This is a genomic window from Nocardioides piscis, from assembly GCF_011300215.1.
Classification (GTDB): Bacteria; Actinomycetota; Actinomycetes; order Propionibacteriales; family Nocardioidaceae; genus Nocardioides; species Nocardioides piscis.
Map to the genome: position 1 here is coordinate 2,453,252 of NZ_CP049866.1, position 16,602 is coordinate 2,469,853.

16 protein-coding genes, 1 other RNA gene and 1 pseudogene are annotated in these 16,602 nt (G+C 70.0%); 12 read left to right on the forward strand and 6 right to left on the reverse strand.

From position 1 onward, the window contains the following. Positions 1 to 127: 127 nt before the first annotated feature. Genes G7071_RS12100 through G7071_RS12110 form a run of 4 tightly spaced genes read left to right on the forward strand, consistent with a single transcriptional unit; the run spans position 128 to position 3,567 of the window. Positions 128 to 1,423 (forward strand): AMP-binding protein, encoded by a 1,296-nt coding sequence (locus tag G7071_RS12100; protein ID WP_343043491.1) that lies wholly within the window; start codon positions 128 to 130, stop codon positions 1,421 to 1,423. Further along, the gene (locus tag G7071_RS19305) at positions 1,420 to 1,659 is read left to right on the forward strand and encodes an AMP-binding enzyme (protein WP_246210641.1); all 240 of its coding nucleotides are present in this window, start codon (positions 1,420 to 1,422) and stop codon (positions 1,657 to 1,659) included. The genes G7071_RS12100 and G7071_RS19305 overlap by 4 nt, the downstream gene beginning before the upstream one ends. A 9-nt stretch (positions 1,660 to 1,668) precedes the next feature. Then, entirely contained in the window at positions 1,669 to 2,799 is a 1,131-nt protein-coding gene (locus G7071_RS12105; protein WP_166319098.1) for a Nif3-like dinuclear metal center hexameric protein, read from the forward strand. Positions 2,800 to 2,823: 24 nt separating this feature from the next. Beyond that, positions 2,824 to 3,567 (forward strand): zinc ribbon domain-containing protein, encoded by a 744-nt coding sequence (locus tag G7071_RS12110; RefSeq protein ID WP_246209982.1) that lies wholly within the window; start codon positions 2,824 to 2,826, stop codon positions 3,565 to 3,567. 4 nt (positions 3,568 to 3,571) lie between these two features. Here the strand turns inward: G7071_RS12110 and yaaA are convergent, their stop codons facing one another. After that, complete coding sequence (yaaA, locus tag G7071_RS12115) at positions 3,572 to 4,354, reverse strand: peroxide stress protein YaaA (protein ID WP_166319101.1); 783 nt, start codon at positions 4,352 to 4,354, stop codon at positions 3,572 to 3,574. A 52-nt stretch (positions 4,355 to 4,406) separates the two neighbouring features. On the opposite strand from yaaA, the gene G7071_RS12120 reads away from it, so the two are divergent. Beyond that, on the forward strand, positions 4,407 to 5,858 hold the full coding sequence (locus G7071_RS12120; protein WP_166319104.1) for an RNB domain-containing ribonuclease: 1,452 nt from the start codon (positions 4,407 to 4,409) through the stop codon (positions 5,856 to 5,858). Between the two features lie 172 nt (positions 5,859 to 6,030). Here G7071_RS12120 and rnpB read toward each other — a convergent pair. Beyond that, an RNA gene (gene rnpB, locus G7071_RS12125) (RNase P RNA component class A) lies at positions 6,031 to 6,401 on the reverse strand. A 22-nt stretch (positions 6,402 to 6,423) separates the two neighbouring features. Further along, on the reverse strand, positions 6,424 to 7,272 hold the full coding sequence (map, locus tag G7071_RS12130) for a type I methionyl aminopeptidase (protein ID WP_166319107.1): 849 nt from the start codon (positions 7,270 to 7,272) through the stop codon (positions 6,424 to 6,426). A gap of 24 nt (positions 7,273 to 7,296) precedes the next feature. On the opposite strand from map, the gene G7071_RS12135 reads away from it, so the two are divergent. Then, positions 7,297 to 7,521, forward strand: coding sequence for a hypothetical protein (locus G7071_RS12135; protein ID WP_166319110.1), 225 nt, complete (start codon positions 7,297 to 7,299; stop codon positions 7,519 to 7,521). A 6-nt stretch (positions 7,522 to 7,527) separates the two neighbouring features. Here the strand turns inward: G7071_RS12135 and G7071_RS12140 are convergent, their stop codons facing one another. Further along, positions 7,528 to 8,091 (reverse strand): hypothetical protein, encoded by a 564-nt coding sequence (locus G7071_RS12140; protein WP_166319113.1) that lies wholly within the window; start codon positions 8,089 to 8,091, stop codon positions 7,528 to 7,530. An 83-nt stretch (positions 8,092 to 8,174) separates the two neighbouring features. On the opposite strand from G7071_RS12140, the gene G7071_RS12145 reads away from it, so the two are divergent. Continuing rightward, on the forward strand, positions 8,175 to 8,474 hold the full coding sequence (locus G7071_RS12145) for a hypothetical protein (protein ID WP_166319116.1): 300 nt from the start codon (positions 8,175 to 8,177) through the stop codon (positions 8,472 to 8,474). A gap of 9 nt (positions 8,475 to 8,483) precedes the next feature. Here G7071_RS12145 and G7071_RS12150 read toward each other — a convergent pair whose 3' ends face one another. Together G7071_RS12150 and panB are read right to left on the reverse strand one after the other, a co-directional pair. Then, positions 8,484 to 9,653, reverse strand: a complete 1,170-nt coding sequence (locus G7071_RS12150) for a PQQ-dependent sugar dehydrogenase (protein ID WP_206062782.1) — start codon at positions 9,651 to 9,653, stop codon at positions 8,484 to 8,486. A gap of 40 nt (positions 9,654 to 9,693) precedes the next feature. Beyond that, positions 9,694 to 10,535, reverse strand: a pseudogene (panB, locus tag G7071_RS12155) (3-methyl-2-oxobutanoate hydroxymethyltransferase). 175 nt (positions 10,536 to 10,710) lie between these two features. Here panB and G7071_RS12160 point away from each other — a divergent pair. From G7071_RS12160 to glnA, 5 genes are all read left to right on the forward strand, one after another. Beyond that, entirely contained in the window at positions 10,711 to 11,196 is a 486-nt protein-coding gene (locus G7071_RS12160) for a SigE family RNA polymerase sigma factor (protein ID WP_166319122.1), read from the forward strand. Between the two features lie 952 nt (positions 11,197 to 12,148). Then, positions 12,149 to 12,448, forward strand: a complete 300-nt coding sequence (locus G7071_RS12165) for a hypothetical protein (protein ID WP_166319125.1) — start codon at positions 12,149 to 12,151, stop codon at positions 12,446 to 12,448. Between the two features lie 5 nt (positions 12,449 to 12,453). After that, positions 12,454 to 14,505 (forward strand): NAD(+) synthase, encoded by a 2,052-nt coding sequence (locus tag G7071_RS12170; protein WP_166319128.1) that lies wholly within the window; start codon positions 12,454 to 12,456, stop codon positions 14,503 to 14,505. A gap of 57 nt (positions 14,506 to 14,562) precedes the next feature. After that, positions 14,563 to 15,192, forward strand: coding sequence for a hypothetical protein (locus G7071_RS12175; RefSeq protein ID WP_166319131.1), 630 nt, complete (start codon positions 14,563 to 14,565; stop codon positions 15,190 to 15,192). A gap of 66 nt (positions 15,193 to 15,258) precedes the next feature. Continuing rightward, entirely contained in the window at positions 15,259 to 16,599 is a 1,341-nt protein-coding gene (gene glnA, locus G7071_RS12180; protein ID WP_166319134.1) for a type I glutamate--ammonia ligase, read from the forward strand. The last annotated feature ends 3 nt before the right edge of the window (positions 16,600 to 16,602 follow it).

Sequence of the window (16,602 nt, forward strand, 5' to 3'; positions counted from 1 at the left end):
GTGAGACGACGATGAGAACTTTCTCATCCCACCACTCGTCGCTCGATCGTGGCCGTTCACCGACGAGAGCCTGTTCGGCGCACGCACGCCGTGTCAGGGTGGGCTGACATCCCACGAGAGGCCACCCATGTTCGTGCCGTTCAGCGTCAACGACTTCATCGACCGGGCCAAGACGGTCTATGGCGAGCGGGTCGGGGTGATCGACGAGCCTACGCAGCCGGCGCCGAGCCTCGGTGACGTGACGTACGGCGATCTTGCGGAGCTGGCGAGGCGGCAGGCGGCTCGGCTCGACCAGCTCGGCCTCGAGGTCGGTGACCGGGTTGCTGTGGTCTCCCACAACAGTGCTCGGCTGCTGACCTCCTTCTTCGGTGTCGCAGGCTCCGGCCGGGTGCTGGTGCCGATCAACTTCCGGCTCAGGCCCGACGAGGTGGCCTACATCGTCGCCCACTCCGGGGCTCGGGTCCTCTACGTCGACCCCGAGCTGCAGGAGGCCCTCGCGGGAGTCGACGTCGAGCACCGCTTCGTCCTGGGTGATGACGACGACCTGTTCGCGGCGCCCGAGGTGGAACCCCGGGGGTGGGAACCCGACGAGAACGCCACGGCCTGCATCAACTACACCTCGGGCACGACGGCCAGGCCCAAGGGCGTGCAGATCACCCATCGCAACATCTGGGTCAACGCAGTCACCTTCGCGATGCACGCCGGGGTCACCGATCGCGACGTCTATCTCCACACGCTGCCGATGTTCCATGCCAACGGCTGGGGGATGCCGTTCGCGATGAGCGGGCTCGGCGTGCCGCAGGTGGTCCTGCGCAAGATCGACGGAGCCGAGATCCTGCGCCGCGTCGAGAAGCATGGCGTCACCGTCATGTGTGCGGCGCCGGCCGTCGTCGCGTCGGTGCTGGACGCCGCGTCCGACTGGGACGGCGAGATCCCGGGGCGGGGACGGGTGCGGATCATCGTCGCCGGTGCGCCACCGCCCACGAAGACGATCGTGCGGGTGGAACAGGAGCTGGGTTGGGAGTTCATCCAGATCTATGGGCTGACCGAGACCTCGCCGTTGCTGACGATCAATCGGGCGCGATCGGAGTGGGACGACCTCTCGCCGGAGGAGCGCGCTGGCAGGCTCGTGCGACAGGGGCACCGGCCCTGGGCGTACGCCTCTCCACCGACGCGCACGGTGAGGTGCTCGCCCGCTCCAACGTGGTGCTGGAGGGGTACTGGGAGCAGCCGGAGGAGACAGCCAAGGCCTTCGAAGGCGACTGGTTCCACACCGGCGACGGCGGTGAGATCGGCGAGGACGGCTATCTCACCATCAAGGACCGGAAGAAGGACGTCATCATCACCGGCGGCGAGAACGTCTCCTCGATCGAGGTCGAGGACGTTCTCTTCTCCCACCCCGCAGTGTCGGAGGTGGCCGTGATCGGGGTGCCGAGCGAGAAGTGGGGCGAAACGATCCTGGCGCTCGTCGTGCTGGCGCCCGGGGAGTCCGCCTCGGAGGCCGAGCTCATCGCCTGGTGCAAGGACAAGGCGGCGGGCTACAAGGCGCCGACCGTCATCGAGTTCCGCGACGACCTCGCGCGCACGGCGACCGGCAAGCTGCAGAAGTTCAAGCTGCGCCAGCCCTACTGGGAGGGCCAGGACCGCCAGGTCAACTAGCCTGCGGGCATGCCCACGACCCGACCAAGGCTCACCGACGTCGTCGACCTGCTGCACAGCTGGTATCCACCGTCGACCGCTGACTCGTGGGACGCTGTCGGACTCGTCGCGGGCGACCCGCAGGCCGAGGTCGCGAAGGTGATGTTCGCCGTCGATCCGACCATCGAGGTGGCGCGCGAGGCCGTGGACTGGGGGGCCGACCTGCTCGTCGTGCACCACCCGCTCTTCCTCACGCCGGTGCACTCGGTCGCAGCCACCACCCCCAAGGGACGGACCCTGCACACGCTGACCAGTGCTGGGTGTGCGCTGCTCACGGCACACACCAATGCCGACCAGGCGCTCGACGGGGTCTCCGACGCGTTGGCCCGGGCGCTGGGGCTGGGCGGCCTCAGCCCGATCAGGCCTGCCAGTGGGCGGCGGCTCGACAAGCTCGTCACGTTCGTCCCGCTCGCCCAGGCCGAGGCCGTGCGCGCCGCGCTGGCCACCGCGGGGGCCGGCGCGATCGGTGACTACGACTCCTGCTCGTTCTCCACTCCGGGGGAGGGTCGGTTCCGGCCGCTCGAGGGCGCCGCTCCTGCCATCGGCGACGTCGGATCGCTGGAGGTCGTGCCGGAGGTGCGGGTCGAGGTCGTCCTACCCCGAGCCCGACGCGCAGCAGTCGTCCGGGCGCTGGTGGAGGCCCATCCCTACGAGGAGCCGGCCTTCGACGTGCTCGAGCTCGCCGACACCGGGCAGTCAGCGACCGGGACCGGACGGATCGGCACCATCGCTGCGACGACCTTGGGGGACTTCGCGGCGAAGGTCGCCTCTGCGCTGCCCGAGACCGCCCACGGGGTGCGCGTCGCGGGAGACCCGGACCGCGGCATACGCCGAGTGGCGGTGTGCGGTGGTGCCGGCGACTTCCTGCTCGACGAGCTGGCGGGCGCCGACGTGGACGCCTATGTCACCAGTGACCTGAGGCACCACCGGGCGGGGGAGTTCGTGGAGCAGGACGGCCCTGCCCTGCTCGATGTCGCCCACTGGGCAGCGGAGTGGACCTGGCTCCCGGTGGTGGAGGCCAAGCTGCTCGCCGCGCTGGGGGATACGGTGAGCACCCGTGTGAGCACTCGCTGCACCGATCCCTGGCGCTTCCGCGCCTGAGCTCGAACCTAGGAGTCACCAGTCTTGAAGGCCGATCCGTCCGCCCAGCAGCAGCTTCTCGCCGTGCAGGAGCTCGATGCCCGAGCCGACCAGCTGCGGCACCAGCGCGCCTCGCTGCCCGAGATCACCCGCATCGACGAGCTGCAGACGGGCCGCGGCGACCTCGACGACCGGCTGCGGGACGCGCGGATCGTGGTCGACGACCTCACGGTGGAGCAGAAGAAGGCCGACGCCGACGTCGAGCAGGTCAAGGCGCGACGCACGCGCGACCGCGAGCGGATGGACCAGGGGCTGATCACCAACCCCAAGGACCTCGAGCGGATGCAGCACGAGCTGCAGTCGCTCGAACGCCGGATCACGGCGCTGGAGGACGCCGAGCTGGAGGTCATGGAGCAGCTCGAGGACGCGCAGCGTACGGCGGACACGCTCGCCGCACAGCTCGCGGAGACCGACGCCCAGGTGGCTGAGCTGGCTGCTGCCCGGGACGCCCGTTGGGTGGAGATCGACGCTGCGCTCGCCGAGGTGTCGGCGGCACGGGCCCCGGCTGTCGAGGGCATCCCCGACGACCTGCTGGCGCTCTACGAGCGACTACGCGCGCAGAAGGGCGGGGTCGGGGCGGCGGCGCTGCGCGCCCGACGCTGCAGCGGCTGCCAGCTGACGATCGACCCGGCCGAGCTCTCGGTCATCCGTGCCAAGTCCGAGGACGAGGTCGTGCGGTGCGAGGAGTGCCAGCGGATCCTGGTGCGTACCGTCGACTCCGGCCTGTGACGACTCAGACGTCGGAGACGACGACGTCGAGCTGAGTGCCGCGGACGGTCTCGTCGCCCTGCTCCACCCGCCAGCCGAGGTCGACCAAAGCGTCGGCGAGGGCCCCCGGAGTCCGCGGGTCGGCGCCGTTCTCGAGCAGGTCGCGCACGATCCGGCCCTTGGTGGCCTTGTTGAAGTGGCTCACCACCTTGCGCACGCCGTCGACCTCGTGCAGGACCCGCACGGTCGCTGTGCGGTTGGGACGCCCCGGGCTCGCCGCGGGGGGACGCCAGAAGGCGGCATACATCGTCGATCGCAGGTCGACGAGCAGCCCGGAGCCGACGGCCTCTTCGATCGCGTCGCCGAGACACTCGCGCCACACGCCGGCGACCGGGCCGAGGCCGGGCAGCGTGACGTCGCCCGCGAGCCGATAGGCCGGGATGCGGTCGGAGGGGCGGACGAGGCCGAAGACCGAGCTGACGACGGCGACCCGGCGGTTGGCGCGGCGCCGCGCGGCGGTCGTCAAGGTGGTGAGGCCGAGCGCGTCGTAGAGGACGCCGGTGTAGATGGTCTCGGCCCGCGCCGTCGGGGCGGTGCGCAGGGCAGCGTCGAGGTCGACCAGGGCCGACTGGGTGCCGCCGAGACCGAGCACCTCCGCAGCATCCGGCTGCCCGGCAAGGGCGACGAGGGCGTCGACGACCCGCTCCCGGGTGTCGTTGAGGACCGGTGAGGACAGGCCGTCCAGGTCGAGCGGCTTGCCTCGGCGCGGGGCTGTCTTGCCCTCGCTGGGCGGGAGCAGGATGAGCACGCGCGCAAGCGTAGGGGCTGGTCGGCTGAGATCGTTGGCTAGGGTGCCGAGCATGGCCAGCAACCGGGTGATCACAGTCCGCGGCTCCTCCGACTCCGTCACGGGAGCCGCCCTGCGCGACGGCATCCGGGCGATCCAGGAGGAGCTGACGGTCTCGCCGGACTTCCCGGCCGAGGTCGAGGAGGCGGCGACACGGGCCGCGGCACAACCGCGGCTGCCTGAGCTCGACCTGACCGACCTGCCGTTCGTGACCATCGACCCGGAGTCGGCCCAGGACCTCGACCAGGCGATGTTCCTCGAGCGCAAGGAGGACGGCTACCTCGTCCACTACGCCATCGCCGACCTGTCGGCCTTCATCACGCCCGGCGATCCCGTCGACGTCGAGGCCAACCGTCGGGGCGAGACGCTCTATGGCGCCGACTCCAAGGTGCCCCTGCACCCCAAGGCGATCTCCGAGGATGCAGGCTCGTTGCTGCCCGACCAGGTGCGCCCCGCGCTGGTGTGGCACATCGACGTCGACGCCACGGGCGAGGGCACCGCAGTGACGCTCGAACGGGCCCTGGTGAAGTCGCGGGCCAAGCTCTCCTACGACCGCGTCCAGGCCGATCTCGACGCTGGTACGGCGGACGAGATGTTCACCATCCTCAAGGAGGTGGGCGAGCTGCGCCTGGCGCGTGAGGCTGCCCGAGGTGGGGTGTCGCTGCCCCTGCCTGAGCAGGAGATCGCCGTGGACGAAGACGGGACGTGGCGCCTGGAGTTCCGCGAGATGCTTCCGGTGGAGAGCTGGAACGCGCAGATCTCGCTGCTGACGGGTTTCGCCGCCGCCTCGTTGATGGTCTATGCCCGGGTCGGCCTGCTGCGCACCCTGCCCCCGGCCGACCCGCGCGACGTGAAGCGGCTCCACCGGACCGCGCGGGCACTGGGGATCGAGTGGCCGGCGGAGGTGCTCTATCCAGACTTCATCCGCTCGCTCGACCCCTCGAAGCCGAACCACGCAGCAATGGTGGTCGCCTGCACCAGACTGCTCCGCGGGAGCGGCTATGTCGGCTTCAACGGGGAGCTTCCCGCCCAGGCCCAGCACTCGGCTCTTGCCTCGGAGTATGCCCACGTCACGGCACCGTTGCGGCGGCTCGTCGATCGCTACGCCCTGGAGATCTGCCTGGCGTTGTGCGAGGGCGACGAGGTCCCTGAGTGGGTGATCGCGGCGTTGCCGGACCTGCCCGACACCATGCGTGAGTCCGGCCGCCGGGCCAACCAGTACGAGAACTCCGTGCTCAACCTGGTCGAGGCCGCCGTCCTCGCACCACGGGTCGGCGAGACGTTCTCCGCCGTCGTGGTGGAGACCGACGACAAGGACGACCGGCGCGGGGAGCTCACTGTCCAGGAGCCGGCCATCGAAGCCGTGGTCACCGGGTCCGGGCCGTTGCCGGTGGGCGAGGACGTGACCGTTCGGCTCACCACGGCTGACATGGCGACGCGAAAGGTCGAGTTCACGCTCGAGTGAGCGCCGCGGACGGCGACACGGCCGCCCCTGGACGCAGAGAACCGCCCGCGGTCTCGGGTCCGCGGGCGGTTCTGGGGATGAGCCTATGTCGTGCGAGCCCGACATCGGTAGCTTGTTACTAGATTGTGCAAACCTTCACCGCCCCAGGGGTGGCGTCGGACCCCCAGTGGGGCGAATGGGCTGGCCTGTAGGCCGGGTTCTGTCCGCCGTACGGCGGGGCGACCATCCATCTAGGAGAGCCGTTGCCGACTCCCTCAAGCGATCTACCCGTGTGCTCGGGCGGGCCGCCCTCGGACGCACACTGTCTGATCTTGCTCCGGGTGGGGTTTGCCTAGCCGCTCCGGTCACCCGGAGCGCTGGTGGTCTCTTGCACCACCGTTTCACCCTTGCCCCTCCCGGCCGGAGCCGTGAGTGGCGGTCTGTTCTCTGTGGCACTTTCCCGCGGGTTGCCCCGGATGGTTGTTGACCATCACCCTGCCCTGTGGAGCCCGGACCTTCCTCGGCACTCCCTCACGGGAGCGACGCGGTCGCCCGGCCAGCCCATTCGCTGGCCAGTCTAGGCCGGTCAGGGGTTGGTGAGCACCTCGGCGCCGTCGGCGGTCACCAGCAGGGTGTGCTCGAACTGGGCGCTGCGCTTGAGGTCGCGGGTCACGACCGTCCAGTCGTCGTCCCACATCGTCCACTCGGGGGTGCCGAGGTTGAGCATCGGCTCGATGGTGAACGTCATCCCGACCTGGATCTCCTCGGCGTGGTGGTCGGAGTCGAAGTGGGGGATGACCAGGCCGGAGTGGAAGCTGGTGCCGATGCCGTGTCCGGTGAAGTCGCGGACGACGCCATAGCCGAAGCGCGCGGCGTAGGCCTCGATGACCCGACCGATCACGTTGACCCGTCGACCCGGCTTGACCGCCTTGATCGCCCGGTCGAGGCACGTCTGGGTGCGCTCCACGAGCAGTCGTGACTCCTCGTCGACGTCCCCGGCGAGGAAGGTGGCGTTGGTGTCGCCGTGGACGCCGCCGATGAAGGCGGTGATGTCGATGTTGACGATGTCGCCGTCCTCGACCACCCGGCTGTCAGGGATGCCGTGGCAGATGACCTCGTTGACGCTGGAGCACAACGACTTCGGGAAGCCCCTGTATCCCAGGGTCGACGGATAGGCGCCGTGGTCGCAGAGGAACTCGTGACCGATGCGGTCGAGCTCGTCGGTCGTGATCCCGGGGGTGACGTGCGACCCGACGAGCTCGCGCGCCTGGGCCGCCAGGCGGCCGGCGACCCGCATCTTCTGGATGGTCTCGGCGTCCTTCACCTCGGACCCGGTGAAGGGTGCGGGCGCCGGGCGGTCGACGTATTCGGGGCGCACGATGGCCGCAGGCACGGGGCGCCGCGGTGAGATGACGGCGGGGGCTACTGGAGTCACGGTGCCGAGTGTAGTTTCTGACAGATGAGCGACAGCGAGTACTGGTTCTGCCTGACCCACCGCACCGTCGAGGGCGAGGACGGTTGCCGCAACGCCGACCGGCTCGGGCCCTACGCGTCCGCGGAGGAGGCCGGCCGTGCGCTGGAGAAGGTCGAGGAACGCAACGAGGCCTGGGACAACGACCCCGCCTGGAACGACGACGCTCCGGCGCCGGGCGACGGTCCGGTCGAGCCCAGTCCGGACCGCTGAGGTCGGCTACTTCTTCGACTTCTTCCCCTTCTTGTTCTTCTTGCCCTTGGCCGACGACTTGCCCTTGCCGGCGGCCCTGCGCTCGGCCTCGTCGACCAGGGCCTGAGTCGCCTTCGCCGCCTTGCGCGAGTTCTTCTCCACCGACGAGGTGACGTCGGCGATCGCCTTGCGCACCTCGTCGGCGATGCGGGTCGCGACCTCCCGGGCGACGCGCTCGGCGGTCTCCTGGGCGATCCGCTTGGCATCGACGGCCGAGTCGACTGCCTGAGCGCTGACCGCACTCGCACGCTCGACGGGTGTACGTCGCGTGGCACCCGAGGAGGGGGTGGGAGCCGAGGTCTTCGTGGCCGGGGTCTTCTTGGCGGTGCTGGTCTTCTTGGCGACCGTCGTCTTCTTGGCCGGCGTCGCCTTCCGGACGGTGCTCTTCTTGGCCGCGGTCTTCTTCGCGGGCGACTTCTTCGCGGTGGCGGACGCCGTCTTCGCGGGCGACTTCTTGGCGGGAGTGCCGGTGGCGGTGCTGGTCGCGGTGCTGGTCGCGGTGCTGTTGGCGGGGGTCGGGGTCTCACTCATGGGTGCGTCTCCTCAGAACCAGGGTTGGCTGCCCTGATCCTGCCCGGGCGACCCAGGGTTGTCACTCGTGTACGGTGCGCCGCGTGCCGCAGCACCAGTCCCCTCAGCCGGCCAGGGAGCGACCTGGCGACGCGTCACCGTGGGCGTTCGCCGGAATGATCGGCCTGTCGGCGGACTTCTTCCTCTTCGCCGCCACCCCGACGGTCGTGGACGCCCCGTGGTGGGCCGTCGGTCTGCTGATGCTCGTGTGGTTGGTCGCCCTGGTGCAGGGCTGCCGCTGGTTCGTCCGCCGCCCGGTGGGCGTGCTCGTGCTCTCGGTCGCGCTCGCCGCGGGCTGGTTCGTCGTGGTGCTGGCGGGCGCCCGCTGGTTGGACTGGGCCTAGGACGAGGCGTTACCTCGGGGACACCTTCAGGACCTTGTCGTTGACTCCGTTGCTCGTCGTCACCAGCAGGTTGCCGTTCCCGAGCGCGGTCACCGATCGCAGTCGACCGTGGCGTCGCATCGCCGCCGGCGCGCTCATGGAGACGACGCCGAACGAGTCGTCGAAGCGGATGAACATCAGGCGCGAGCCCTTCAGCGCGGCCACGGCAAGTGACCCGGCGTGCTTGCCCCACGAGGGACCGCTCGTCCAGGCGGCTCCGGAGGTCGCCACCGTCGGGTGGCCGGAGCTCCAGATCGCCCCGATCTGCTGACCGGGCAGCGCATGGTCGGTCATCGGGACGGACTCGTCGTAGCCGGGACCGGGGTTCCAGCCGTAGTCGCCGCCAGCCGTGAGCAGGTTGATCTCGTCATCGCGGTCCGAGCCGTGCTCGGCGCTGACCACGCGGCCGTCCGGATGCTGTGCGAGACCCTGGATGTTGCGGTGCCCGAAGGTCAGGACGTAGCGCTGCCTGGGGTCGTCGGCGTCGATGAAGGGGTTCTTGGGCCACGGCTCGCCGGAGTGCCGGTCGAGCCGGAGCACCTTGCCACCGAGCGAGGTGAGGTTCCGCGGGTTGTCCTCGTCTGCCGCGTCACCGGTGCCGACGAGCAAGGCGTCGGTCTCGGCATCGAGCAGCAACCGGCACCCGCCGTGTCGACCGCTCGTGGTCGGGAGGCCGGTGAGCAGGTGCTTGTCCAGGCGCGCGCGGCGCGTGTCGGCGCTGAGCCGCCATGACGAGACCCGGATGTCGTGGCCCCCTCCGGACTGCCAGCCCTGACAGGTCCAGAAACGACGGGTCCTCGAGAACGCCGGATCGACGGCCAGTGACATCAGCCCGGTCTCGCCCGAGACCCACACGCGTTCGGTCGGGAACCGCACGGTCCGACGCTTGCCCCGGCGGACGACGCTGAGACGTGCCTTGTCACGCTCGGTCACGAGCATGCGTCCGCCGCCGATGGGTTGGACGTCCCACGGGTTCGCCAGGCCGGCCACGACCGTCCGCACCCTGACCTGTGGGGCGCCACTCGCGTCGGTCGTCCGACCTCCGGCGGCCTGGGTCGGCGAGCCCAGGGCAGAGAGGGCGCCGCAGCCCAGGAGGACCGAGACGGCGAGGGCGGACCAGCGGGTCGGTCGGGAGGTCATGGCCGTGACGCTACGCGGCACGCCCCCTCGCGGCGAGCCCCTAGAAGGTGTGCTCGGGCCCGGGGAAGGTGCCGGTGCGCACGTCGTCGGCATACGCCCGGGCTGCGTCGAGGAGCACGGAGTGGACGTCGGCGTACTGCTTGACGAACCGGGCCATGTGACCGGTGCGCAGCCCGAACGCGTCCTGCCAGACAAGGACCTGGCCGTCGCAGCCGTTGCCGGCGCCGATGCCGATCGTGGGGATGGTCAGCTCCTTGGAGATCCGCTCGGCGACGTCGCCGGGCACCATCTCCATCACCACGGCGAAGGCGCCTGCCTCTTGCACGGCGTGTGCGTCGGCGATGATGCGGTCGCTGCTCTCGCCACGGCCCTGGACGCGGTAGCCGCCCAGCGTGTGCTCGGACTGGGGGTGAAGCCGATGTGTGCCATCACCGGGATGCCGCCCTGGGTGCACCTGCTGATCACCGGGGCCATCTCGGCACCGCCCTCGAGCTTGACGCAGTGGGCGCCGGCCTCCTTCATGAAGCGCACGGCGGTGAGGTAGCCCTGCTCGGGCGAGGCCTGGTAGCTGCCGAACGGCAGGTCGCCGACGACCATGGCGCGGCGGACGCTGCGCGCGACCGCGCGGGTCAGGGGGAGGAGCTCGTCGACCGTGACCGGGAGCGAGGTCTCGTTGCCGAAGACGTTGTTCGACGCCGAGTCGCCGACGAGGAGCAGCTCGATCCCGGCCTCGTCGAAGGTCTGGGCGGTGTACATGTCGTAGGCCGTGAGCATGGTGATCTTCTCGCCGCGCTCCTTCATCTCCCGCAGGTGATGGGTACGGATCTTCTTGACCGGGGCGGGCTTGCTGCCACCGCCGTACGGCGACGTCTCTTCGCTCATCGTCTTCTCCTCCAGACATCTCGCGGCTCCCGGACGGAGTCCACGGACGTGTTCAGGCTAGACCTGAGTTCGGCCGGCGGCGCTGTGGCACCCGTCACTGCGACCTGAGGTGATGTCGCGCCAACCAAACGTGGGGCACAGTGCGTTCACTCAGTACAAGACCGGGGGAGGGACGATGGACGAGGCGGGGTTCACCGAGTGGGCGTCGGGACGGCAGCGTCAGCTGCTGCGCTCGGCCTACCTGCTCACCGGTGACCTCCATCGGGCCGAGGACCTCGTGCAGGAGGCGCTGACCAAGGTGGCTCTGCGCTGGCCGCGGCTGCGCGACCAGCACCCCACGGCCTATGCGCTCACCATCATCACGCGCGACAACATCTCGTGGTGGCGGCGCAGGCGCGAGGTGCCGCGGGAGGCGAGCGACGTCGTCGCGACCCACGAGGAGCCGGAGATCGCACTCGTGGTGCGCCGCGCCCTGTCGCGGCTGACGCTCGCTCAGCGTCGCGTCCTCGTGCTGCGTCACTTCGACGACCTGACCGAGCGGGAGACCGCCGAGATCCTCGGCATCAGCGTCGGCACGGTGAAGAGTCAGAACGCCGCGGCGCTGGCTCGGCTGCGCGACGGCGCACCCGAGCTGCTCGACCTGATCGGGAGGAGGTCGTGAACGAGATGCAGCTGCGCGAGGCACTCGAGCGGGCGAGCGCGCATGTCGACTCTCCGCCGTGGGCGGAGCGTGCCCTCGAGGAGCGCACCCGGTGCGTTCGGCGCAGGCAGGCGCTGGTGGCTGGCGCCGCCGCAGTCGTGCTGGCGGTGAGCTCGGCCACGTGGGGCCTTCACCGGGACGGCGAGCAGCGCCTGGTGCCCGTCAACCCACCGACCCCCACAGCGAGCTCGACCGACCTCGACAGCTCGGACGTCGACCTCGCGACCCAGCCTCGGTGGGACCCCTTCACCGTGGCCGGTGTGCCGGCGCGACCATCGGTGCTGCCACCGGAGCTGAGACCGCCCGACAGCCCCCCGAGCATCGCCGAGTCCCCGTTGCTGGACATCGTCGTCGCGTGGCCGGAGGAGGGCCGCGACCTTCGGCTCCTCGACAGCGCCGGTGAGTGGCGCTCCGTGCCCGGCACTGCCACCGCGATCAAGGGAAGTCTCCGAGACGTCGTCCGCCCGTCCATCAGTCCCGACGGGAGTCGCGTTGCCATGGCGACCGACGCTGGCGTCCTCGTCGTCGCGGCGGACGGTGGAGATCAGGTCATCGCCTGGCCGGCGCAGCTCGAGGGTCCCTTCGACACCCGCCCGCGCGTCCTGTGGCTCCCCGATGACGAGGGCTTCGTGGTGCTGCACTGGCAGCGTCCGTGGTTGATCGGCCTGGACGGCAGTGCCAGCCCAGCCCCGTTCGGCGCGGAGCACAGCGATGGGGTGACGGTCGACCCGGACGACGGGACCGTGCTCGAACGCAACGGGTCCGGAGCGCCTCTCGTCACCTGGCGGGACGGTGATGTCACGGGGCGCGTCGGACCGGCGGGGTACGGCGAACGACTCGTCACCCGGTTCGGGCTGGTGGCCTACACCGGGTCCCCCGCGGGGAGCCGCGCCCCGACCTGCGCGCCGGTCCTGTGGTCGTCGACGCCGGGAGCGGTGAGACCCTCGGCTACGCGCCGATCCGCGACACGGACTCCGTCTACGGCGACAACGGGTACTTGTCCGCCCTGGGCTTCCTCGATCCCGGCACGGTCGTGCTGCTGGTCGGACCGATGGACTTCCGGACGATGGACCCCGGGGACGAGCGATGGCACCTCGTCTCCTGGGACTTCCACACAGGTGACTTCGAGCGGATCACGAGTGGCGACACCCGGATGCGCGGCATTGCAGTCGCGCCGGCGCTGCTGGATCGGTCATCTGTCGCCCTAGAGTGAGCCGCGTGGACTTCTTCTCCGCCTATGCCCAGGGCTTCGCACGGGTCGCCGCGATCACGCTGCCCGTCGCGATCGCGGACCCGGCGACCAACGCCCAGCGCATCATCGAGCAGGCGCGAGCCGCCGCAGACGAGCACGTCGCGGTGGCGGTGTTCCCCGAGCTGTCGCTCAGCGGCTATTCCATCGACGACCTCTTCCTCCAGGACTCACTGCTGGACGCGGTGCGCACTGCCCTCGACGAGGTCGTGGCCGCCAGCCAGGACCTGCTCACGGTGCTCGTCGTGGGCGCACCGCTGGCCAAGGGCAACCGGGTCTACAACTGCGCAGTGGTGATCCATCGCGGCGAGATCCTCGGGGTCGCCCCGAAGTCCTACCTGCCCAACTATCGCGAGTTCTACGAGCGTCGCTGGTTTGCTCCCGGCGACGACCAGCACGGCCAGTTCCTGACCCTGGGCGGCGACGAGGTCCCCTTCGGTCCCGACCTCGTGTTCTCGGCCGTCGACCTCGACGGCCTGCACCTCCACGTGGAGGTCTGTGAGGACATGTGGGTGCCGATCCCGCCGAGCGCCGAGGCGGCTCTCGCCGGGGCGACGGTGCTGGTCAACGTCAGCGGCAGCCCGATCACCGTGGGGCGCGCCGACGACCGGCGCCTGCTGGTCCGGAGCGCGAGTGCACGGTGCCAGGCGGTCTACGTCTACGCCGCGGCGGGCCAGGGCGAGTCCACGACCGACCTGAGCTGGGACGGCCAGACGATGGTCTACGAGTGCGGCGACCTGGTCGGCGAGGGCGAGCGGTTCCCCGAGAGCGCGGTGCGCACCGCCGTCGACGTCGACCTGGACCGGGTGCGCCAGGAGCGGCTCCGCCAAGGCACCTTCGACGACAACCGACGCGGAGCCGCCGGCGACGAGAGCTTCCGGGTCGTCGAGTTCGCACTCCAGCCACCCGCGGGCGACATCGGGCTGCTGCGCAAGGTCGACCGGTTCCCGTTCGTCCCTGACGACCCCGAGCGTCTCGCCCTCGACTGCTACGAGGCCTACAACATCCAGGTCTCCGGGCTCGAGCGGCGACTCGAGGCGATCGGCCAGCCCAAGGCGGTGATCGGCGTCAGCGGGGGCCTCGACTCCACGCACGCCCTGATCGTCGCGGCGAAGGCGATGGACCGGCTCGGCCGACCGCGTTCCGACATCCACGCGTTCACGATGCCCGGCTTCGCGACCGGAGACACGACCAAGTCCTATGCCACGCGGCTGTCCAAGGCACTGGGGGTCACCTTCGAGGAGCTCGACATCCGCCCAGCGGCGGAGCAGATGCTCGCCGACCTCGGGCACCCCTACTCGGACGGGGAGAAGGTCTACGACGTCACGTTCGAGAACGTCCAGGCCGGACTGCGCTACGACTACCTCTTCCGCCTCGCCAACCATCGTGGCGGGATCGTGGTCGGCACCGGTGACCTCTCCGAGCTGGCCCTCGGGTGGTGCACCTATGGCGTCGGCGACCAGATGTCCCACTACACGGTCAACGCCGGCGTCCCCAAGACGCTCGTCCAGCACCTCATCCGCTGGGTCGCGAGCAACGACGAGTTCGATCCCGACACCAACGCTGTGCTGGGGGAGATCCTCACCCAGGAGATCACCCCGGAGCTGATCCCGGTCGAGGAGGGCAAGAAGCCGCAGGCCACCCAGGACACGGTCGGCCCCTACAACCTGCAGGACTTCACGCTCTACCACCTCGTGCGACGTGGCTTCCGTCCGCGGAAGATCGCCTTCCTCGCCTGGCACGCGTGGCGCGACGTCGACGCGGGGGAGTGGCCGCCGGGGTTCCCCGAGGATGCCCACGTCGCCTACGACCTGGCCGAGGTGCGCGCCTGGCTGGAGGTCTTCCTCAGGCGCTTCTTCGCCAACCAGTTCAAGCGCAGCGCGCTGCCCAATGGACCAAAGGTGAGCGCAGGCGGCACGATGAGCCCGCGCGGGGACTGGCGGATGCCTTCGGACGCGAAGGCGACGGCGTGGCTGTCCGACCTGGCGGCCATCCCCGAAAGCGCGAGTCCCGACAACTAACGAGACCGACCGGTCGTCGTACCCATCGAATCCCCCTCGTCGCCGGAAGGTCCGCTCGTGCTCCGTCCCCCCACGACCCTGGTCAGGAACCTGACCGTGGCCCTGACTGTGGCCCTGACTGTGGCCCTGGTCGCTGCCATGGTGGCCACCCTGCTCGGCCTGTCGACGTCGCCGGCCAGCGCCGGTCGAGCCGTCGAGGCCGTCGAGGCCGACCTCGAGACCGAGCTCACGCTGCGGATCGGACGCTGCGAGGGGTGTCAGGTCACGATGTTCTCCTCCGACGGCACCAACCCGATCTACTCGTCCGCCCAGGCCACGGTGACCGACGGCTCGGTCACCATCACCGTGCCCTCCTCCCGCACCGCCGGCCTGAGCGTCCAGGTCCGACCTGTGTGGGCGTCCTCCAACATCACCACCAACGTCGTATGGCGCTATTCGAGCACCGACATCGGCGACCTGGTCTCCTTCCGCGAGGCGCGCAGGAAGCGCCGCGCCAGCGGCTGCTGGGCCGGCACCATCAACGAGGCGGTCGAGCTGACGGTCAAGGTGCGCCGGGTCCGCCACCTGGGTCGCCCCTCGATCATCGCCTGGGCGCCCGTGACCCAGAGCTACCTCCAGCCGATGAAGCGCAGCCGCCGCGGGGTCCTGGCCACCGACGACGTGCTGGCCTGCAACCTCTACGGCTGAGCGGGACCGCGTCGCGTCTGCGGACGTCGGCCACGGCTCGTCGGCGCCGTGGGTCATGATGTGCGCATGGGCAAGCAGGAAGACTTCGTACTCCGAGCACTCGAAGAGCGTGACGTCCGGTTCGTGCGGTTGTGGTTCACCGACGTCCTGGGCTTCTTGAAGTCGGTGTCGGTGGCCCCGGCCGAGCTCGAGGGCGCCTTCGACGAGGGCATCGGCTTCGACGGCTCGGCCATCGAGGGCTTCGCCCGGGTCTACGAGTCCGACATGCTGGCCAAGCCCGACCCCTCCACGTTCCAGATCCTGCCGTGGCGCTCGGGCGAGGGCCCCAGCACGGCGCGGATGTTCTGCGACATCTCGATGCCCGACGGCAGCCCGTCCTATGCCGACCCGCGCCACGTCCTCAAGCGCACGCTGTCCGCCGCCGCCGACAAGGGCTTCACGTTCTACACCCACCCGGAGATCGAGTTCTATCTCTTCAAGGACGCCCCCGAGGCCGGGGCCGAGCCGCGTCCCGTCGACCGCAGCGGCTATTTCGACCACACCGCGCAGTCCCGGGGCTCCGACTTCCGGCGCGAGGCGATCTCGATGCTGGAGGCGATGGGGATCTCGGTGGAGTTCAGCCACCACGAGGGCGGTCCGGGCCAGCAGGAGATCGACCTGCGATATGCCGACGCGCTCTCCACGGCCGACAACATCATGACCTTCCGCACCGTCGTGCGCGAGGTGGCGCTCGGCCAGGGCATCTGGGCCAGCTTCATGCCCAAGCCCTTCACCACCCACCCCGGCTCGGGGATGCACACCCACGTGTCGCTGTTCGAGGGCGACCGCAACGCCTTCTACGAGGCCGGCTCCGAATACCAGCTCTCCAAGACCGCCCGCTCGTTCATCGCCGGCATCCTGCGGCACGCCAGCGAGATCACCTGCGTGACCAACCAGTGGGTCAACTCCTACAAGCGCCTGATCGGCGGCGGCGAGGCCCCGTCCTACATCTGCTGGGGCCACAACAACCGCTCGGCGATGATCCGGGTGCCGATGTACAAGCCGGACAAGGGCCAGTCCACGCGCATCGAGCTGCGCAGCATCGACGCCGCCTGCAACCCCTATCTCGCCTTCGCCGTGGTCCTGGCAGCCGGGATGAAGGGCATCGAGGAGGAGCTCCAGCTGCCGCGCGAGGCCGAGGACGACGTGTGGTCGTTGAGCGAGCGCGAGCGCAAGGCACTGGGGATCCAGCCGCTGCCGAGGAGCTTGTACGACGCGATCAGCATCGCCGAGGACTCCGAGCTGCTCGCCGAGACCCTCGGCGAGCACGTCTACGACTTCTTCCTGCGCAACAAGCGTGCGGAGTGGGAGGAATACCGCTCACAGGTGTCCGCCTTCGAACGCGACCGGATGCTGCCGGTCATCTGACCG